Source organism: Pseudomonas sp. DR208, from assembly GCF_019823005.1.
Taxonomy (GTDB): domain Bacteria; phylum Pseudomonadota; class Gammaproteobacteria; order Pseudomonadales; family Pseudomonadaceae; genus Aquipseudomonas; species Aquipseudomonas extremorientalis.
The window spans coordinates 4129294-4149454 of the sequence record NZ_CP081944.1 but is presented as its reverse complement, the minus strand read 5'-3'; the positions used below and the strand labels follow the sequence as shown (position 1 = coordinate 4149454).

Below are 20161 nucleotides of genomic sequence, written 5' to 3'. Positions count from 1 at the left end.
ATGAACATATTCAAAAATGTGGGAGGGGGCTTGCCCCCGATGGCGGTCTAAAGGCCTACACAGCCTCCCGGTAGGGATTCCTCGGATCCTGCGTCCAATTCAAAAACGGCTTGCCGGTGTCTATCGGTACCATCTCGATGCAATTGGCCACCGGACAGGTGATCTGGCATAGGTTGCAGCCCACGCACTCATCGTCGATCACCTCATATTTATGCGTGCCATCCGCCTGTTTCAGGCTGGCAATGGCCTGGTGCGAGGTGTCTTCGCAGGCGATATGGCAACGCCCGCAGCCAATGCAGGCGGCCTGATCGATCCTGGCGATCACCTGGTAGTTGATATCCAGGTACTTCCAATCCGTGGTGTTGCCCACCGCTCGCCCGGAGACCTCCTGCAGGCTGGTGTAACCCTGGCTGTCCATCCAGCGCGACAGCCCGTCCTTCATTTCCTCCACAATGCGAAAGCCATGCAGCATTGCCGCCGTGCACACCTGCACCGCGCCGCAGCCCAGGGCGACGAACTCCGCCGCATCGCGCCAGTTGCCGATGCCGCCAATGCCGCAGATCGGCAGGCCCTGGGTCTGCGGGTCGCGGGCGATTTCGGCGACCATGTTCAGCGCAATCGGCTTCACCGCCGAACCGCAGTAACCGCCGTGGGTGCTCTGGGTGCCGACTACCGGCAGGGCGACCATGCGTTCCAGGTCCACGCTGGTGATGGAGTTGATGGTGTTGATCAGTGACACCGCATCCGCACCGCCGCGGTACGCCGCCCGCGCCGCCACGCGGATATCGGTGATGTTCGGGGTGAGCTTGACGATCACTGGCAGCGAGCAGTACGTCTTGCACCAGCGCGTCACCTGTTCCACGTACTCCGGCACCTGGCCCACCGCCGCGCCCATGCCGCGTTCGGGCATGCCGTGGGGGCAGCCGAAGTTCAGCTCGATGCCGTCGCAACCCGTGGCTTCAACCAGCGGCAGGATGTTTTTCCAGGACTCTTCGACGCACGGCACCATCAGCGACACGATGAGTGCACGGTCGGGCCAGTCCTTTTTCACCTGGGTGATTTCCCGCAGGTTGATCTCCAGCGAGCGGTCGGTGATCAGCTCGATATTGTTGATGCCCAGCACTTCCCGGTTGGCGCCGTAGTGCGCCGAGTAGCGTGACGACACGTTGACCGCCGCCGGGTCTTCGCCCAGGGTTTTCCACACCACGCCGCCCCATCCGGCTTCGAAGGCGCGGACCACGTTGTAGGCTTTGTCGGTGGGCGGCGCGGAGGCCAGCCAGAATGGGTTGGGGGCCTTGATACCGGCGAACACTATCGAGAGATCGGCCATTACGCAGCCTCCACAGTCAGCATGAGTTGGGCGTGCATGGCTTCGGCGGCCAGCTTGCCGTGTTGCACCGCCTGCACGGTGAGGTCCTGGCCGAGGCTGACGCAATCGCCGCCGGCGTACACCCCGGGAATGCTGGTGCGCAGCTGTTCGTCGACGAAAATACGCTCGCCGACCCGGTGCAGTTGCTCGGCCAACGGGTCGTGCAGGGCCTCGTTATCGAAACCCTGGCCGATGGCCTTGAAGATCGCGTCGGCGGCCAGTTCGAAGGTTTCACCGGTGGGGTGCAGACGGCCGTTTTCCATGCGCGTGCGCAGGAAGCGCATGCCGCGTACATGACCCAGGTCATCCAGCAGCACGGCTTCGGGCTGGGCCCAGGTCAGCAGGCGCACCTGGTTGGCCTTGGCGATATCCTGTTCGTGGTGGGTGGCGCCCATGTCCGCCAGGCCGCGGCGGTACACCAGGTTCACATCGCGAGCGCCGAGGCGGGCCATTTGCACGGCCATGTCGACGGCGGTGTTACCGGCGCCAAGCACGATGCAGCGATCGGCCAGGGGCAGTTGGGTGAGGTCGTCGGCCTGGCGCAGCTCGCGGATGTAGTCGGTGGCGGCGAGCAGGCCGGGCGCGTCTTCATTCGGCAAGCCGAGCTGTTTGCTGGCGGCAAGGCCGAGGCCGAGGAACACCGCATCGAAGTGCTGGTGCAGTTCGCTCAAGGTCAGGTTGTCCCCCAGGCGCTGGCCGTGGCGGATCTCGATACCGCCGATCTGCAAGAGGAAATCCAGCTCCTTCTGCGCAAAGTCATCCACCAGTTTGTACTTGGCGATCCCGTATTCATTCAGGCCGCCAGCTTTTTCCCGGGCTTCGAAAATCACCACGTCGTGACCGTGCATGGCACTGCGATGGGCACAAGACAGACCGGCAGGCCCGGCACCGACCACGGCAATCCGCTTGCCGGTGGGCGCGGCGCGGTGGAAGGGGTGTTCGCTGAAGTGCGCGTTGTCGATGGCGTAGCGTTGCAACAGGCCGATCAGCACCGGAGCGCATTCTTCGGCGTTGTTACGCACGCAGGCTTGCTGGCACAGGATTTCGGTGGGGCACACCCGCGCGCAACTGCCGCCGAGGATATTGGCCGAGAGAATCTTCTGCGCCGCGCCTTGCACGTTTTCGGTGTGGATGTTGCGGATGAACGACGGGATATTGATTTCGCTGGGGCACGCGTTCACGCAGGGCGCGTCGTAGCAATACAGGCAGCGCGAGGCTTCCAGTTGGGCCTGGCGGGCGTTGAGGGGCGGCGCCAGGTCGGTGAAATGGCTGGCGAGTGTCGGTCCATCCTCAACGGGATGGGGGAGGTGGGTCAGGGTCTGGATCACGGTGTTGGCCTCACGGTTATTGAGGTGCTGCCTCTGATGGGCATTGGTTTTGTTGTTGCTTGCACTGGCCTCATCGGGGGCAAGCCCCCTCCCACACTTGACCGCGTTGATCCTGTTGGAATGGGGTCAATGTGGGAGGGGGCTTGCCCCCGATAGCGGTTTCAGCGCTTTACAGCAGTGGGCTTGGAATACTCAGCCCGCTTGCTCAACTGCTCGAACACCGGCGGATACGCCGGCCGCTCCACATAACGCCCGGCCCCGCGCTCGGCGCGCAGATCGCCATCGGCCCAGACCTGCTTGCCCTGGCTGATGGTGTGGCTGGGCACACCGCGTACGGTCTTGCCTTCGAAGATGTTGAAGTCGACCTGCTGGTGATGGGTCTTGGCGGAAATGGTCCGCGTGCCCTGTGGGTCCCACAGCACCAGGTCGGCATCCGCACCCACGCGAATCGCACCTTTGCGCGGGTAGAGGTTGAAGATCTTCGCAGTGTTGGTGGAGGTCAGCGCCACGAACTCCTGCATCGACAGGCGCCCGGTGTTCACGCCTTCATCCCACAACAGCGCCATGCGGTCTTCGATACCGGCGGTGCCATTGGGGATCTTGCTGAAGTCGTCGCGCCCGGCGGCTTTTTGCTCGGCGCAGAAGCAGCAGTGGTCGGTGGCGGTGGTGTGCAGGTTGCCCGATTGCAGGCCGTGCCAAAGCGCGTCCTGGTGCCCGCGGGGTCGGAACGGCGGGCTCATCACGTAGCCGGCAGCGGTCTGCCAGTCGGGGTGTTGGTAGACGCTGTCGTCGAGCAACAGGTGCCCGGCGAGGACTTCACCGTAGACCGGCTGGCCTTTGGCACGGGCGTAGGTGATTTCGTCCAGCGCTTCTTTGGTGGACACATGCACCAGGTACAACGGCGTGCCGAGGGTCTCGGCGATCCGGATCGCCCGGCTGGCCGCTTCGCCTTCCACCTGCGACGGACGCGACAGCGGGTGCGCTTCCGGCCCGGTGATGCCCTGGGCCATCAGCTTGCGTTGCAGGTGATACACCAGCTCGCCGTTTTCCGCATGCACGGTGGGCACTGCGCCCAGCTCCAGGCAGCGCTCGAAGCTGGCGACCAGGGTGTCGTCCGCCGCCATGATCGCGTTCTTGTAGGCCATGAAGTGCTTGAAGCTGTTGATGCCGTGGTGGCTGACCAGCTCGGCCATTTCCTCGCGCACCTGCTCGCTCCACCAGGTGATCGCCACATGGAAGCCGTAATCGGAGGCGGACTTTTCCGCCCAGCCGCGCCATTGGTGAAAGGCTTCCAGCAAGGATTGCTGCGGGTTGGGAATGACGAAGTCGATGATCGACGTGGTGCCTCCCGCCAGGCCCGCCGCCGTACCGCTGAAAAAGTCTTCACTGGCCACGGTGCCCATGAAGGGCAATTGCATATGGGTGTGGGGATCGATGCCGCCGGGCATCAGGTATTGGCCGCTGCCATCGAGTATTTCAGTGCTGGCGGGAATATCCAGGTTCGTACCAATAGCCCGGATCAGACCGCCTGCGCATAACACATCGGCGCGGTAACTTTCATCATGGGTAATAACGGTGGCGCCACGGATCAACAGCGACATGTCGAGTTCCTCACAGGCTTGACCGGCTTGTGCCAGTTCTAAGTGTTGTATTGCTGCTTGCCGATGGTCGGTTAATTCCTGTCATCGGTGACAGGAATAGAAACTAGCCCGAGTTTTTCGATTGGGCAAGAAGATTTTTTATAAGCATATATCGTTTTCAACCTATTGATTTTTAAGGATAAAAATCAATAATCACCAAAATGTAGCGACCTCTCACCATTTTGACGCACTTGACAGGTTCTTGAATTGAGCAACATTTCCTATTGCAAATCAGACGCTTGAGACATGCCTCTTGACGGGTAGGGGAAATAAAAATAATTGTGTTGCACCAGATTGAGTCCTGATGGTTCGGGCAACTTCCGCACTATTTAGCCTGAGTAAGGCGGCAAGTACCGAAGGCGCAATCGGAAAGCTGATAAACATCAGCACGTTATATAAGCGGTGAGGGTGCGGTAACGCTTGTCGGCACGGTTATTGAGTGCAGAGGCGGCTGGCCGGGCCCGTGATGTCATGTTGTTTACGAGGTACTCCGGCCGCCTGCACCCAACTGCAGGCGCGCAACAATAATTCGAAAAAACCGTGGAGCGGCCATGCAACAGAACAGATCGCAAGTCATTGAACGCAACGGCCTGTACGAACTCGACGCCGGCCCCGACGTCCTCGACAGCCCTCGCTACAACCACGACATGGCACCGACCAAGGTGCACGAACGCACCTGGAACAAGTGGCACATCACCGCGCTGTGGGTCGGTATGTCGATCTGCGTGCCCACGTATACGCTGGGTGGCGTGCTCACTGCGTACTTCGGGCTGTCGGTGGGCGAGGCGCTGATGGCGATCCTGCTCGCGAACATCGTGGTGCTGATTCCGCTGACGCTGAACGCCTTTCCGGGCACCAAGTACGGCATACCGTTTCCGGTGTTGTTGCGGTCGTCATTCGGCATCCTCGGCTCCAATGTGCCGTGCCTGATCAGGGCGTTGGTGGCCTGTGGCTGGTTTGGTATCCAGACCATGTTTGGCGGGCTGGCGATCCACCTGTTCCTGGGCTCGATCTTCGAGGGGTGGAAGTCCCTTGGCGGCACCGGCGAGGTGATCGGTTTCATGATTTTCTGGTGCCTGAACCTGTGGGTGGTGCTGCGTGGCGCCGAATCGATCAAGCGCCTGGAAACCTTGTCGGCGCCGTTGCTGGTGGCGGTGGGCATCGGCCTGCTGGTGTGGGCGATGCCCAACGTGTCGATCAGCGAATTGATGGCGATCCCGCCCAAGCGTCCCGAGGGTGCGAGCCTGACCGGTTACTTCATGGCCGGGCTCACCGCGATGGTAGGGTTCTGGGCCACCTTGTCACTGAACATTCCCGATTTCAGCCGCTACGCCAAAAGCCAGAAGGACCAGATTCTCGGGCAGATTTTCGGCCTGCCGCTGACCATGTTCCTGTTCGCCGCCCTCGGCGTGATCATGACCGCCGCTTCGGTGAAACTGGTGGGCGTGAGCGTGTCCGATCCGGTGACACTGATCGGGCATATCCAGAGCCCGGTGTGGGTGGCCGTGGCCATGGCGCTGATCATCGTCGCCACCTTGTCCACCAACACCGCCGCGAACATTGTCTCGCCCACCAATGACTTCCAGAACATCGCGCCCAAGCTGATCAACCGCACCACGGCGGTGATCCTCACCGGCCTGGTCGGGCTGGCGTTGATGGCCCATGAGCTGCTGAAGAAACTCGGCCTGATCGTTTCCGAGGTGAGCCTGGAGACCGTCTACTCCAACTGGTTGCTCGGCTATTCCAGCCTGCTGGGGCCGATCGCCGGGATCATGGTGGTGGACTATTTCATCACCCGCAAACAGCAACTGGACTTGGCCGGCCTGTATCGCGATGACGTTTACCCGGCATGGAACTGGAGCGGTTTCATCGCCTTCGGCGTGCCGGTGGTGCTGACCTTGCTGTCGTTGGGCAGCGATGCGTTCAGTTGGTTCTACAGCTATGGCTGGTTTACCGGTTCGGCGCTGGGTGGGTTGCTGTATTACGGCCTGAATGCCAAGCGCGGGGCCACGCCGGTCACCGTCAATCCATAAGAAGAAATGTAGCCTGAGGAGATCCCCATGAACGCTGCCCTGGACGTTCTGCAATCCACCCATCAGCACATCAACCGCGACCGCCTGTGGCAATCGCTGATGGACCTGGCCAGGCTCGGCGCCACGCCCAAGGGGGGTGTGTGTCGCCTGGCCCTCACCGACCTCGACCGCAAGGCCCGCGATCTGTTCGTGCAGTGGTGCGAAGACGCCGGCTGCACCGTGACCGTCGACGGCATCGGCAATATCTTCGCCCGCCGCCCCGGACGCAACCCTGACCTGCCGCCGGTGATGACCGGCAGCCATATCGACACCCAGCCCACCGGCGGCAAGTTTGACGGTTGCTTTGGCGTGCTGGCAGGGGTGGAAGTGCTGCGGACGCTCAATGACCTCAAGTTGGAGACCGAGGCTCCGTTGGAAGTGGTGGTGTGGACCAACGAAGAAGGCTCGCGTTTTCCGCCCTGCATGATGGGCTCGGGGGTGTTTGCCGAGAAATTCACCCTGGCCGATACCTTGGCCAAGGTCGATGTGGATGGCGTCAGTGTGGGCGATGCGCTGAATGCGATTGGCTACGCGGGCTCGCGGCCGGTCAGCGGGCACAAGGTGGGAGCGTATTTCGAGGCGCATATCGAACAAGGGCCGATTCTTGAGGATGAGAAGAAGACGATTGGCGTGGTGCTCGGCGCCTTGGGGCAGAAGTGGTTCGACCTGAAACTGCGCGGCGTCGAGGCGCATGCGGGGCCGACGCCGATGCACCTGCGCAAGGATGCTCTGGTGGGCGCGGCAGCGGTGGTGGCGGCGGTGAACGCAGCCGCATTGGCGCACCAACCTCATGCATGTGGGACGGTGGGTTGCCTGCAGGCTTATCCGGGATCGCGCAACGTCATTCCCGGTGAAGTGCGCATGACCCTGGATTTTCGTCACCTGGAGCCGGCGCGCCTGGACTCGATGATCAGTGAGGTGCGCAAGGTTATTGAGGACACCTGCACCAAGCATGGGCTCAGTTTCGAGATGGAGCCCACCGCTGACTTCCCGCCGCTGTATTTCGATCAGGGCTGCGTAGACGCGGTGCGCAATGCCGCCAATGGCCTGGGCTTGTCGAACATGGATATCGTCAGCGGGGCAGGGCACGACGCAATTTTCGTCGCCGAACTGGGCCCGGCGGGGATGATTTTCGTGCCGTGCGAGGGCGGCATCAGCCACAACGAAATCGAGAATGCCGCACCGGATGACCTGGCGGCGGGATGTGCGGTGTTGTTGCGGGCGATGGTTGCAGCGTCAGCCGCTATCGCCAGCGGCAAGCTGGCCGCCTGACATGCAGTAAAAAATGTGGGAGGGGGCATGAACTGGTCAAGTAATCTTGGACACCGATTAAGGTTCATGCCGCCAACCTTTCCTTCGCGACCGGCGACCGGTAGTCGTTGTAGCTGTGAGGCCTGCTGATGTTGTAGCGCGAGACATAGCGCTGCACATCTGCCCGGGCCTCATGCTCCAGTTTGTAGCCCGTTTCAGGAACCCACTCGGATTTCAAACTACCAAAGAAACGCTCCATCGGGGCGTTGTCCCAGCACTCGCCTTTACGGCTCATACTTTGCCTAAACCCATGCTTCACAAGCGCGTTTCGGAATTTATGGCTGGTGTACTGGCAACCTTGGTCAGAGTGAAACAACACATCCTCGGGATGGCCGCGTAGCTCAACTGCCATGCGTAGTGCCTCGCAGGTCAGGTTGGCATCCGAAATCATCGAGAACGACCAGCCTACGATCCTGCGAGCGTACAGATCCAGAACGGCGGCGAAGTACATCCAACGCTTGCCGACCTTGATGTACGTTACGTCGCCACACCACACCTGATTAACCGCCGTCACATCAAATTTCCGCTTGAGCACATGCGGCGCCACCAAGGCCTCCACGCCCGGCGACTTGTACTTATGGCGCCTGCGCTGACGACTAGCGATGCCAGCCTCGCGCATCAAATTGCGAGCCATGTAACGTCCGACACGATGTCCTTTGGCTTGCAGCTCCTTGGACAAGGTACGTGCGCCCGCCGACTCTCTCGACGCCTTGTGGTGCCTGACCAGCGCGGCTTTGAGCTTTTCCCGCTCAGGATTTGCTCTGCCCTGGCGCTGGCGCCAGGCATAGAAGCTGCTGCGGTTAACCCCGAACGCCCGGCAACACCTTTTAACGCCGTACTGCTCGTCCAGCTCATCGATCAGCGTGAATGATCTTTGGCGTCCAAAAGCAGGAGAGCACTGGCCTTTTTTAAGATTTCAATGTCCAGGTCTTTCTCCCTGAGCAGGGCTTTGAGTCTCTGGATCTCTCGTTGATCAGCGGTAATTGCCTTGGCTCCCACCGGAGTCGAGCCCAAGCGTTCTTTTTGCACTTGATCGACCCAACGGCGCAGAGCAGTAGGACCAATATCCAGGCTGGCACAGACCTCGGTAACCGGCTGACCTTCATCCAGCACCATGCTGGCAGCCTTGAGCTTGAACTCACTCGAATAAGATTTACGCATATCCAAACACCTCAGATTTGGGCGCTATCATAGCGCCCGATTGAAGTGTCCAAAATCATTAGGCCAGTTCAAGCCCCCTCCCACATTATTTTGCGGTGTGCCTGGACCAAGAGGTGCTCGTACAGAATTGTCGCCCCCACTAGCATCAGCACCACACCACCGACCATCTCCGCACGCTTGCCACCAGATCATGTGCAGCCCCAGCCCGACCAGCAGGGTAAACGCGATCCAGTGCTCCCAGTCTCTGGCTGAAACCCTCCCGTTAAGAGCGAACACTGCAACTGTGGCAAGCCCGCTCGCCACAGGGGACTTATCGCCCGTTTTGAAAGGGTTGGCCCTCAGGGCCGCTGCGGTTTCACCGACGTCCCGAAGGTATTGCCCATGCGCACGCTGGTCGCCGCCGGGGTGGATAGGCCTACCGCGTTCGGCGGGCGTTTTTCGATGGGGAGGTTCTGCGCCTCGCGGTTCTTTTTGGCCGCCTTGGTAGCGTTCGTGTCGTTGCCCATCTGCTGGCTCAGGCAGCCATAGTCGGGCGCCTTGTAGCCATCCACGCTGACCTCGGCGCACGTGCCGGCGGCAGTTTCGGCATGGCCCAGCAAGGGCAGGGTGGCGCACAGCAACAGGCTGGCAACGGTCGGCAAGGTTTTCATCGGGCCTCCTGGCAGGCCCGAAGGAGTGGGCCGGTAAGGCTTGGAAGTCTAGTGCAGCGAGTCTCTCATCACCGTGATGTTTTTTTTGCTATCACCGTAACATCAGGTTCATAAACTGGCCTCAGGATGACGGTTTTCTAGGGCGCGTCGGCCGTGCAGCGATGCAGAACAGGGGGTGAACAGGGAGCCTGGAGGCGCGTCATGCGCGCCCTGGTCTTGCTGTTGCTGCTGGCCGCTGGTCGCGCGGCGCAGGCAGAGTCACCGCTGCTGCCGTTGAACCTGCCGGCGCAGGACCTGGAACATGCACTGCAAGCCTACAGCCGTGCCACCGGGATGGCGGTGCTGGTGGACCGTGAGTTGACGCGCGGGCGGCGCTCCATCGCAGTGCGCGGGCGCTTCACGGCGCAAGAGGCACTGGCGATGTTGCTGACAGGGAGTGGCCTGATGGCCCGTTATGCACGCAGCGATGCGTTTACCTTGCAGACCCCAGTCAGCCCTCCGCCTACTACTACGCGGGGTGCGGCGGCGCGCAACGCTGCGCGGATCAACAACAGCTATGCGACGGCGTTGCAGCAAGCCATCGAGACCAGCCTGTGCCGCTCGCCGCTGACCCGGCCCGGCAGTTTTCGCGCGCTGGTGCAGGTGTGGGTCAACCCGGATGGGCGGGTCGAACACAGCCGGTTGGTGAGTTCCACCGGCGATGAACAACGCGATGAAGCACTGGTGCGCAGCCTGGCAGCGGCGCGGGTCGAACGCCCGGCGCCAAGCTCGCTGCGCCAACCGGTGACTTTACTTTTGATGCCTGACACAACAGGAACGCGCATGGAATGCACAGCCGCAAAAGGAGCCTCGGAGGGATGAAAAATACCGGGCACAGTACGATGGTCAGCCTGTTCCTGGCCTCTTACGAAGACTTCAAGGTGCGGTTGCGCAAGCGCCTGGGCTCGGAGGACCTGGCCAACGACGTGCTGCACGAGACCTACCTGCGCGTCGACCGCATGGACGTGCCGCCGAACCTGCAACAGCCCAATGCCTACCTGTACCGCATGGCCCTGAACATCGCCGCCGACCGCCGCCAGGCCGATGCGCGCCTGCTCACCGGCAGCGAGGTGGAAGAGCTGCTGCAAAGCGCCGACGAAGCCCAGGACCCGTCGCGGGTGGTGGGCGGCCAGAAAGAAATCCAATCCCTGGTCAAGGCCCTCTACGAACTGCCGGCGCGTCGGCGCAAGATCCTCATCGCCGCGCGCCTGGAAGAGGCGCCGCACCTGGAAATCTCCCAGCGTTTTGGCATTTCCACGCGCATGGTCGAAAAGGAAATCAAGGCCGCCCTGGGCCACTGTGCCAAGCGCCTGGAAAGAAAAGTGATTCAGCGGTTCGGTCCCGGGGCCGGAAAACCGTCTTAGTGTCGAGTCCCTGATAAATCCGTGAGTACGTGCGCGCTTGAATATTTTTAGCCTCTCCACCGCCCGGCAGTCCGCCGCCAGCCCCCTGCACGATGAAGCCCGCGACTGGCTGCTCCTGCTGACCTCGGGCCGCGCCACCGTGGCCGATGCCAAGGCCCTCAAAGCCTGGTGCGCGCAGAGCCCGGAACACGCCCAGGCTTTCGAACAGGCCAAGGCGCTGTGGCAGCAACTGTCCCCGGCCCTTGATCAAATGTCGCAACCGCGCAGCTTTGGCCGCCGTGCCTTCCTCGGCGGGGCCATCGCCGCCTCGGCAGCCGTGGTGATGGTGCGCGTCGGTGTGCCGGGCGGCTTCGCCGGGCTCACAGCGGACTATCGCACCGAAGTCGGCGAGCAGCGCCAAGTGCTGTTGAGCCAAGGCATCAGCCTGGAACTCAACACCCAGACCCGCATCAGCCGGGTGGGCGAGGGCATCGAACTGCTCGAAGGCGAAGTCGAGGTGGTCACCCACGTTGCGCAACCGCTGCTGGTCCAGGCTGGCGAGGGCTCGGTCAGCGCGGCGCAGGCACGCTTCAATGTGCGCAATACCGACCACCGGGTATGCGTCACCTGCATCGACGGTTCACTCGCGGTGGCCATCGCCGGGCGCAGCGTGCGCCTGGACAGCGGCCGGCAACTCACCTACGGCGCGTCCGGCGTCAGCGAGGTGACAATGGTGGACACCCAGGCAGTGGTGGCCTGGCGTGAACAGGTGCTGGTGTTCAACAACGCCACGCTGGCGACGGTGGTGGACGAGATCAACCGTTATCGCCCGGGCATGCTGCTGCTGTTGAACAAGGAACTGGGCCAGCGTCGGGTTCAGGCGCGCTTCAGTTTGCAGCAGTTGGCGGGCGTGGCGTTGTTGATCCGCGATGCGTATGGGGCCAAGTGCACGGAGTTGCCGGGTGGGGTGGTGTTGTTGAGTTGAGGGGCTGCCGCTCGTCGGGTAACTCCAATTTTTACGATGTAAATGGACCGGGCCAGAACGCTAATCTACGCCTGTCGCTTTCAGGTATGCCTGTGTGCTCATGGGTAGAGCGACCGGTCTTTTTCCTCTGACAGATCTCCTTTCTTATCCTCTCTGAATTGTCTTTCTCGTTTGTAGGGGAAAGGATTTTCAGCGTAAGAAAAACCCAGGAAATGTACGTTTCAAGTCTCACTTCCTATCCGGTTTCTTCCTTCGACTGACATTGTTCGGAAGCATCTGACAGCCCTCCAGTGGCTGTGTGACAGACAGGGCGACGCCCTCAGGAACGCCGAATTTTTTGTAACCTTTCCTGTTTTCCTTAAGCGTTTCAGCCTCGGCAGCATGGGTGCTCTTTCCATTTGAGTACCTGTATGAGGGTGAAAGGATGCCGGCTGTTTTTCGACCTGCGCTGCTGGGGATAGCGCTGTTTTCAGGTCCGCTTCTTGCCGCGTCCCCCGTGTCGCCCGGCGACCGCGAATTGGCCCGTGAGCGTCAGCAGCAAGTGTTGGAAGAGCAGCGTCGTCGCCTTGAAGACCTGCAGAACCTGCCCGGCCAAATCGCTGTGCCAACGGCTCCCGCGCTGCTGGAAGACGGCCAGTGCATCACCGTCACGCGTATCAACATTGAAGGCGCGACATTGCTGCCCGAAGGCCAGCGCGAGGCGCTGTTGCAACCCTGGCAGGGGCGTTGCCTGGGGGTGCCCCAACTCAACGCCGTGCTCAAAAGCCTCACCGATCACTACCTGCATCGCGGCTACGTCACCACCCGCGCCTACCTGCCACAACAGGACCTGAAACATGGCGAACTGAACATCATCGTGGTCGAAGGGCGCCTTGAAGGGCTCGACAGCTCATCGCTGGCCAGCCCGCTGGAGTCCGCCATGACCTTTCCCGGCACCGTAGGGGAGGTGCTCGACCTGCGCGAGCTGGAGCAGTGGGTGGATCAACTATCGCGCTTGCCCTCGCGCCAGCCGCAGCTTGAGGTGTTGCCGGGGCAGGCAGTGGGGGGCAGCCGCGTGACGCTCAAAGGTGAGCGCCGCGAACCCTGGCGTGTCTCGGCCAACCGCAACAACCATGGCGATGCCAGCACCGGTCGCCAGCAGGCCGGTATCGGCCTGGATTGGGACAGCCCCCTGGGCCTGGCGGATCAATTGAACCTGCGGGCCAGCCGCGACACCGTCAGCGACCGCTGGCGCCATTCCCATAGCCAGAATCTGTTCTACAGCCTGCCGTATGGTTGGTGGACGTTCAATGTCAGCCACAGCCAAAGCTTCTACCGCACGCGCAACGACCTTTCCGGGTTTGCCTTCGCACTGTCGGGCGAGACGTCCAGCCAGCAGTTGCGCGCCGAGCGCGTGCTGCACCGCGATAACCTGGGCAAGACGGCGTTCAGCTTTGGCCTGAGCCACCTGCGGACCCGCAACTACCTGGAAGACGCGTTGCTGCGCACCTCCAGCCATCGCATCACGGAGCGTCAACTGGGCTTCAACCATGGCCGCCGCATCGGCAACGCCTTTCTCAACCTCGATGCCGGCTGGCAACAGGGCATCGGCGCCCTGGACGCCCAGCGCGATCTCTCTACACAGCGCGGCGCGCCGACCTCGCGCTATCAGAAATACACCCTGACCCTCAGCTATTTGCAGGCCTTTCGCTGGCTGGGCCAGCACTGGAGTGTCGACAGCCTTGCCACCGGCCAACACGCCGAAGACGAACTCTATGGGCCACAACGCCTGAGCGTCGGCGGCCTCGGTGCGGTGCGCGGGTTCCAGCAACAGAACCTTTCGGGCAATAGCGGCGGCTACTGGCGCAGCCAGGTGCGCTGGCGCCAACCGGTGGCCTGGGACGCGCTGCGGCCCTGGGTGCACGAAGTGGGCGTGGGCTTTGGCTACGACGTCGGAGTGATCCGCCGTGGCCCGCACAACCCTGACGTTGCCGGGCGCCTTACCGGCCATGCCTGGGAGCTCAGCGCACGCGGTACTCACCTTGCCGCTTCGCTGGTGCTCGCCCGCTCCCTGGAGCGCCCGGCCATCGTTGAACGTCGCGAACACCCGATCTATGCCCGAATCGACCTGTTTTTCTGAATAACAACAAGGAACCTAGCCTATGGACGTGCGCCGCCCGTTTTACCAGTGCCTGGCCCTGAGCCTCGCAGGCATCATCTTCCTCAACCCGATTGTCGCGGCCGCCGCCGAGCTGAGCGTGGACCCGGCCAGCCCCGACACCAGCCTCGGCCATGCGCCCAACGGCGTGCCGGTGGTGAATATCGCCGGGCCCAATGGCAGCGGGCTGTCCCATAACCTGTTCACCGACTACAACGTCGGCAGCAACGGGCTGATCCTCAATAACGCCACCCAGTCCACGCAAAGCACCCAACTGGGCGGTGTGATCCTCGGCAACCCAGGCCTGCAAGGGCGGCCTGCCAGCGTGATCCTCAACGAAGTCACCGGTGGCAACCGCAGCCATTTGGGGGGCTACACCGAAGTGGCGGGGCATGCCGCGCGGGTGATCGTCGCCAATCCTCACGGCATCACCTGCAATGGCTGCGGGTTTATCAATACGCCGCGCGCGACGCTGACCACCGGCAAGCCCGTGATCGAAGGTGGGCGGCTGGATCACTTTCGCGTAGACGGCGGCGATATTGCGCTGGAGGGCGCCGGGCTCAATGCCCGCAATGTCAGTCAGTTCGATCTGATCACCCGCACGGCCAAGCTCAACGCGCAACTGCATGCCGACCAGCTCAACATTATCACCGGCCGTAACGATGTCAGTGCCGACACCTTGCAGGCCCGTGCCCATGCCGAAGATGGCCGGGACAAACCGCAACTGGCCATTGATGCCAGCGCCCTCGGCGGCATGTACGCCGGGACGATTCGCCTGGTGGGCACTGAGCAGGGCGTCGGCGTAAGGCTGGCGGGCGATATGGCCAGCACCGCCGGCGACATCGTGATCAACGCCAATGGCGGCTTGAGCCTGTCCCACACCACCAGCGTCGGCGCCCTCACGGCCAAGGCCGCGTCGATTGACTTGCAAGGCCCGACCTTTGCGATGGCTGATATCGACCTGCAGGCCCAGGGCGATCTGGTGGTACGGCAGACTCTGGCCAGCGCCGGGAATGTCAGCCTCGAAGGCAGTACGGTGAGCAACCAGGGCAAGGTCGTCAGCGGCATCCTGGAAGACCGGCGTATCGCGGGCAAACAGCTGAGCATCAAGGCCCAGCGCCTGGATAACCCGGGTGAACTCAATGCCAGTGGCCACCTGGAAATCACCAGCGGCAGCCTCGATAACAGCGGCCAGATCGCCGCCGACAGCGCCAGGATCGAAGCCCGCCAGGACCTGAGAAACACTGGCCAGGTGGTCACCGCCGGCCAACTTGAAATTGCTGCCAGACAGGCCATCAACCATGCCGGGACGCTGCATGCCGAAGGCGATTTGAGCCTGGTCGCCGACAGCGTCGACAACAGCGGCAAGATCGTGGGGGCAGGCACTGCGCTGAGTATTGCGGCCGGCACGTTCACCAACGCGGGCGAACTGCTCGGCGACAACCACCTGCTCCTGCAGGTCGATGGCGACCTGAACAACCGCGGCCTGATCGCCGCCAAAGGCGATGCCTATATCAGCGCATCAAACCTTACCCAAGACCACGGCCAGATTCTCAGCGGCCAAGACATCCAACTTCGCGTGCGCGATGTACTGCATAACCTCGGCGTGCTCAGCGCAGCGCGGCATATGCAGATCAATGCGGCTCAACTGAATAACCCCGGCACGCTCGGCAGCCAAGGCAATCTCCTGCTCACTGCCAACGTCACCAACAGCGGCCTGCTGTTCAGCGGCGGCGACCTGCATGTGCGTGGCGAGCATTTCAGCAACCTTGAAGGTGACCTCTACAGCGTCGGTGATTTCAGTTTCGCCGGCACGCGCTTCAGCAACCTCTCCGGCAGCGTGGAAACCGAAGGCAACCTGCACATCAACGCCCGCGAGTTTGAAAACGCCCGCACCCACCTTGTCCTCGAACGCGAGCTGGTCGGCGGCAGTATCCAATGGGTCTGCGGCCAGCACTGCCACGGCAACGACAGCTTCAAGCGTGGGACCATCTACATCAGCGAAACCTGGCGCGAAACCGCCGCGCCCAACTCCACCAGGGCGGCGCGACTGGTGGCCGGCAAAGACCTGCGCATCGACGCGCAGACCCTGGAGAACCGCTACAGCCTGCTCGCCGCCAATGGCGACGTGCACCTTTCCGCCAGCCGCCTTATCAACCAGGGCGCAGCCTCCCAGACCGGCATCTCCAGCACCATCATCGGCACCCCCGGTCGCATCGACAAAGCCCTGTGGGACCAGATGGAATTCCACGACCTGCCGGCCTTCAATAACGCACCCTTCGACCCCGTGCGTTTTGCCGAACTCAAGGCCCGCTCGACCGGAGAGGGGTTCAGCAACCCCGGCACCCTCACCACCTGGCGCGAGGATGGCCGCGAAGTCTATGCCGCCACGCTGCAAGCCGGCGGCCGCCTCAACCTGCAGGCTACCGAGTACCTGCAAAACGGCACCCTGCGGGAAAACACCCTGGCGCAACTGACCGGTGACATTGGCCACAACCCCAACGACCTCGAACTGAGCCCGGATCGCCTCAGCGATGACCTGACCCAACCGCCGGAATTCCAACTCCCCAGCGGTAAATACGGGCTGTTTATCCCCAGCAAGAATCCGGGCAGCCCCTACCTGATTGAAACCAATCCCCTGTTCACCCACCTGGCCAACTTCCTCAGTTCCCAGTACTTGCTCGACAAGATCGGCTACAGCACCGACGAGGCCTGGCGACGCCTGGGCGACGGCTACTACGAAAGCCGCCTGATCCGTGACGCCGTGCTGGCGAAGACCGGGCAACGCTTCCTCGCCGGGCTGGAGAGCGACGAGGAACAGTTCCGCTACCTGATGGACAACGGCCTCAGCGCCCGCGACAGCCTGCAATTGAGCGTCGGCGTCGGCCTCACCGCGCAGCAGGTGGCGGCCCTGACCCACGACATCGTGTGGATGGAAAAACGCCAGGTGCAGGGTGAAGACGTGCTGGTGCCGGTGCTGTACCTGGCGACGGTCGACGCCAATAACCTGCGCGGGGGCAGCCTGGTGCAAGGCCGGGACATCAACCTGGTCAGCGGTGGCGACATCGTCAATGTCGGCACCTTGAATGCGGCACAGGAGCTGACCGCCATCGCCGACGGCCGCCTGCTCAATGGCGGTACGCTAAGCGCCGGTGAACGCATCAGCCTGCTGGCCACCGACAGTATCCGCAACGCGATGGCCGGCGAGATCCGTGGCAGCCATATCGAACTTACCAGCGTCACCGGCGACATCGTCAACGACCGCACCGCCCATGCCAAGCATCAGGGCGACGGCACCCTTGTCACCCATCTCGACCAGGCGGGCCAGATCAGCGCCGCACAGCAACTCACGCTCAACGCCGGGCGCGACATCACCAACCGAGGCGACATCAACAGCGCTGGCGATGCCAGCCTGAGCGCCGGGCGCGACATCAACCTCATCGCCGTCACCGACACCCAACAGGTACGCACCACGGAAAACGGCGGCCACCGGGTCACCCAACACAGCCGCACCGAACAGCTTGGCGCCAATCTCAACGCCGCCGGCAGCCTGAGCCTGCATGCCGGGCGCGACATCACCCTATTGGCCAGCCAAGCCAACGCCGACAAAGACCTGACCGTCGCCGCCGGTGGCAACCTCCACCTGTTGGCCGCCGCCAACGAAACCGATCACGCGGTCAACAGCAAACGCGGCGGCGCCAAGGTGCATGAGCAAACCACCCAGGTGCGTCACGTGGGCAGCCAGCTCACCGCCGGCGGCAAACTGAACGCCAGCGCGGGGCAAGACATCGTGCTGCACGCCAGCCAGGTCAGCAGCGGCAAGGATGCGTACCTGGTGGCGGGTGGGCAGTTGCAACTGCTGAGTGCCAATGACAGCGACTACAGCCTGTATGACTACAAGAAAAAAGGCAGCTTCGGCGCCCTCAAGACCCAACGCGACGAAGTCACCGACGTGCGTGCGGTGGGCAGCCAGATCACCACAGGCGGCAACCTCGACCTGATCAGCGGCGGCGGTCAGTTGTATCAAGGGGCAAGGCTGGAAAGCGCGGCGGATATCGCCATCACCAGTGGTGGGGCGGTGACCTTCGAAGCAGTGAAAGACCTGCATCAGGAGAGCCACGAGAAGACCAACAACAACGCATTCTGGGTGGCATCCAAGGGCAAGGGCAGCACTGACGAAACACTACGCCAGAGCCAGTTGGTTGCCGGGGGCACCATCGCGATCCAGGCCGTCGACGGTTTGCAGATCGACATCAAGCAGGTCAATCAGCAGAGCGTCAGCCAGTCCATTGATGCGATGGTCAAGGCCGACCCGCAATTGGCTTGGCTCAAGGACGCAGAACAGCGCGGGGATGTGGACTGGCGCCAGGTCAGGGAGGTCCACGACAGCTTCAAGTACAGCCACTCCGGGCTGGGGCCGGCCTCGCAACTGATCATTGCCATCGTGATGTCGGCGGTCATCGGGCCCATGGCGACGGCCGCAGCAGGCGGCGGTGTCGGCGGCGCCATGGTCGGTGCGGTTGCGACCGGCGCCTCGACCAATGCCAGTGTCAGCGTGGTCAACAACCGGGGCAATCTCGGTGCCGTGTTCAAGGACGTGACGTCATCCGATGCCCTGAAGGGCTACGGGGTTTCGGCGATCACTGCCGGCCTGACGGTGGGTTACTTCGACCCATGGACCGGAGCGCAGACCAATACCACCATCAGCAAAGTGGCCACCTCCGGCTCGCTGGGCACCTGGAGCGGCGTCGGCCAATTCGCGGCCAACCAGGCGCTGCAGAACGGCACCTCTGTGTTGCTGAACAAAGCCCTGGGGCAGGGCGGCAGTGTCAGTGACGCGCTGAAAAATGCCTTGTTCAACACCTTGGCGGCGGCCAGTTTCAACCTGGTAGGGGACTACACGAAAAACGTCCTGGCGGACGGCTCGTTACCCAAGGTGGCGATCCACGCCATGGTCGGTGGCTTGCTGGCCGAAGCCACCGGCGGCGACTTCAAGACCGGCGCATTGGCGGCGGCGGCAAGCGAAGCGCTGGTAGGCCATCTGGATACGTTGGTCAAAGGCAACGACACCCTGCTCACCATGAGTTCGCAGATCGTCGGCGTGCTGGCAGCCGCGGCACAAAGCGACACGGACGCCGCCAAGCTGGAGACCGGCAGCTGGGTGGCGAAGAACGCCACGCAATACAACTACCTGTCACACAACCAACTGGAACGGGCCGCCAAACAGATAGCCCGATGCACCGACGCCTCCTGCATCCAGGATGCCACGTGCAAATTCCAGGAACTGAGCCTCCAGCAGGACATTGACGCCATCGTCAGTTGCCAGACCGACCCCAGTTCCTGCGCGGCAAGCTCCAAAGAAGTCGCCAACACCCTGGCGAACCTGAATGCCATCCGCGACATCGCCGACTACGCCTCGCCAGACGCACGGGAGGCGGTACAGAGCCTGATCAACGGCAATTACGAATTTCAGGAAATGCTGGCGACCGCCACGACCGAGCACTCGGTGGGCGCGATGGTCGAGTCGCTCAAGTCGAAGTGGGCACTGAGCGATGCTCAGGCGCAGGACATTGCGGACAATCTGAAGATCGCGCTGGCGGTTGGGGTGGGGACTGCGGCGGGGGTGGTGGCTTATAGGCGGGCTGTGGCGAGGGGGGCAAAAGGGGCAGGGACTGCGCTGGAAACAACCAATCCCATTGCTGTGAGTGGTAGTCGGGCCATCGACAAGGCGCAGAGCTACGAAAGTGGTCTTCGAGACCTATACGGTAGTGTTCCTTCTGCGGAGCGTCAGTACACAACTGTTATCAATGGGCAACGTGTTAACGGTGTCGCGGACAATGTGACTATTGTTAATGGACAGCGGACTGCTGTTGAAGCTAAGTTTGTAGCGGACTGGAGCAGCTCTCTTCGAAATCCTGCTAGCCCGGTGGGCTCAAAGCCTTGGTCGGCTGCTGAGCAGACCAAAATGGTAGATCAGGCGAAGAAATACTCATCCGGCTTCGAGGGCGGTGTTATTTATCATACGAATAGTCCAGAGTTGGCTAGTTACTATTCGAAAGTATTTACTGATGCGGGTGTCACAAACTTTAAGTTTTTAATTACACCAGTGAAAAACTGAGGTGATAT

Annotated in this window: 13 protein-coding genes and 1 pseudogene; 7 read left to right on the top strand and 7 right to left on the bottom strand. The window is 62.2% G+C overall.

Features of this window, described 5'->3' with window-relative positions:
- Nucleotides 1–55 precede the first annotated feature (55 nt).
- The 3 genes from preA to hydA form a co-directional block, all read right to left on the bottom strand.
- Nucleotides 56–1330 carry an NAD-dependent dihydropyrimidine dehydrogenase subunit PreA gene (preA, locus tag K5K89_RS18575; protein ID WP_222540002.1) on the bottom strand — a complete coding sequence of 425 codons (1275 nt, stop codon included), beginning with the start codon at nt 1328–1330 and terminating at the stop codon, nt 56–58.
- Entirely contained in the window at nt 1330–2697 is a 1368-nt protein-coding gene (locus tag K5K89_RS18570; RefSeq protein WP_222540001.1) for an NAD(P)-dependent oxidoreductase, read from the bottom strand. The genes preA and K5K89_RS18570 overlap by 1 nt, the downstream gene beginning before the upstream one ends.
- A 161-nt stretch (nt 2698–2858) precedes the next feature.
- Nucleotides 2859–4298: a dihydropyrimidinase gene (gene hydA, locus K5K89_RS18565; RefSeq protein ID WP_222540000.1), complete on the bottom strand. Its 1440-nt coding sequence runs from the start codon at nt 4296–4298 to the stop codon at nt 2859–2861.
- A gap of 590 nt (nt 4299–4888) precedes the next feature.
- Between hydA and K5K89_RS18560 the strand changes: the two genes are divergently transcribed.
- Both K5K89_RS18560 and K5K89_RS18555 read left to right on the top strand, forming a co-directional pair.
- Nucleotides 4889–6370: an NCS1 family nucleobase:cation symporter-1 gene (locus tag K5K89_RS18560; RefSeq protein WP_071492055.1), complete on the top strand. Its 1482-nt coding sequence runs from the start codon at nt 4889–4891 to the stop codon at nt 6368–6370.
- A 27-nt stretch (nt 6371–6397) separates the two neighbouring features.
- Complete coding sequence (locus K5K89_RS18555; protein WP_071492054.1) at nt 6398–7681, top strand: Zn-dependent hydrolase; 1284 nt, start codon at nt 6398–6400, stop codon at nt 7679–7681.
- Nucleotides 7682–7745: 64 nt separating this feature from the next.
- Here K5K89_RS18555 and K5K89_RS18550 read toward each other — a convergent pair whose 3' ends face one another.
- From K5K89_RS18550 to K5K89_RS18545, 4 genes and pseudogenes are all read right to left on the bottom strand, one after another.
- On the bottom strand, nt 7746–8570 hold the full coding sequence (locus K5K89_RS18550) for an IS3 family transposase (protein WP_409996326.1): 825 nt from the start codon (nt 8568–8570) through the stop codon (nt 7746–7748).
- 8 nt (nt 8571–8578) lie between these two features.
- Entirely contained in the window at nt 8579–8881 is a 303-nt protein-coding gene (locus tag K5K89_RS29020; protein ID WP_014717988.1) for a transposase, read from the bottom strand.
- Nucleotides 8882–8949: 68 nt separating this feature from the next.
- A pseudogene (locus K5K89_RS28705) lies at nt 8950–9063 on the bottom strand (hypothetical protein); the annotation flags it as partial.
- A gap of 156 nt (nt 9064–9219) precedes the next feature.
- Nucleotides 9220–9531, bottom strand: coding sequence for a hypothetical protein (locus K5K89_RS18545; RefSeq protein ID WP_071487880.1), 312 nt, complete (start codon nt 9529–9531; stop codon nt 9220–9222).
- A 201-nt stretch (nt 9532–9732) separates the two neighbouring features.
- On the opposite strand from K5K89_RS18545, the gene K5K89_RS18540 reads away from it, so the two are divergent.
- The 5 genes from K5K89_RS18540 (at nt 9733) to K5K89_RS18520 (ending at nt 20153) form a co-directional block, all read left to right on the top strand.
- Nucleotides 9733–10392: a TonB family protein gene (locus K5K89_RS18540; protein ID WP_222539999.1), complete on the top strand. Its 660-nt coding sequence runs from the start codon at nt 9733–9735 to the stop codon at nt 10390–10392.
- Nucleotides 10389–10934: an RNA polymerase sigma factor gene (locus tag K5K89_RS18535; RefSeq protein WP_016980117.1), complete on the top strand. Its 546-nt coding sequence runs from the start codon at nt 10389–10391 to the stop codon at nt 10932–10934. The genes K5K89_RS18540 and K5K89_RS18535 overlap by 4 nt, the downstream gene beginning before the upstream one ends.
- A 37-nt stretch (nt 10935–10971) precedes the next feature.
- Nucleotides 10972–11898, top strand: coding sequence for a FecR family protein (locus tag K5K89_RS18530; protein ID WP_071487878.1), 927 nt, complete (start codon nt 10972–10974; stop codon nt 11896–11898).
- 424 nt (nt 11899–12322) lie between these two features.
- A complete protein-coding gene (locus tag K5K89_RS18525; protein ID WP_093513716.1) occupies nt 12323–14017 on the top strand; it encodes a ShlB/FhaC/HecB family hemolysin secretion/activation protein in 1695 nt (564 codons plus the stop codon).
- 22 nt (nt 14018–14039) lie between these two features.
- Nucleotides 14040–20153: a DUF637 domain-containing protein gene (locus K5K89_RS18520; protein ID WP_222539998.1), complete on the top strand. Its 6114-nt coding sequence runs from the start codon at nt 14040–14042 to the stop codon at nt 20151–20153.
- Nucleotides 20154–20161 lie beyond the last annotated feature (8 nt).

Excerpts from the sequence above, each read along its gene's own strand:
- hydA (WP_222540000.1), bottom strand. The coding sequence starts at position 4,298 with ATGTCGCTGTTGATCCGTGGCGCCACCGTTATTACCCATGATGAAAGT.
- K5K89_RS18520 (WP_222539998.1), top strand. The coding sequence starts at position 14,040 with ATGGACGTGCGCCGCCCGTTTTACCAGTGCCTGGCCCTGAGCCTCGCA.
- K5K89_RS18560 (WP_071492055.1), top strand. The coding sequence starts at position 4,889 with ATGCAACAGAACAGATCGCAAGTCATTGAACGCAACGGCCTGTACGAA.
- K5K89_RS18525 (WP_093513716.1), top strand. The coding sequence starts at position 12,323 with ATGCCGGCTGTTTTTCGACCTGCGCTGCTGGGGATAGCGCTGTTTTCA.
- K5K89_RS18545 (WP_071487880.1), bottom strand. The coding sequence starts at position 9,531 with ATGAAAACCTTGCCGACCGTTGCCAGCCTGTTGCTGTGCGCCACCCTG.
- K5K89_RS18540 (WP_222539999.1), top strand. The coding sequence starts at position 9,733 with ATGCGCGCCCTGGTCTTGCTGTTGCTGCTGGCCGCTGGTCGCGCGGCG.
- preA (WP_222540002.1), bottom strand. The coding sequence starts at position 1,330 with ATGGCCGATCTCTCGATAGTGTTCGCCGGTATCAAGGCCCCCAACCCA.
- K5K89_RS29020 (WP_014717988.1), bottom strand. The coding sequence starts at position 8,881 with ATGCGTAAATCTTATTCGAGTGAGTTCAAGCTCAAGGCTGCCAGCATG.
- K5K89_RS18555 (WP_071492054.1), top strand. The coding sequence starts at position 6,398 with ATGAACGCTGCCCTGGACGTTCTGCAATCCACCCATCAGCACATCAAC.
- K5K89_RS18535 (WP_016980117.1), top strand. The coding sequence starts at position 10,389 with ATGAAAAATACCGGGCACAGTACGATGGTCAGCCTGTTCCTGGCCTCT.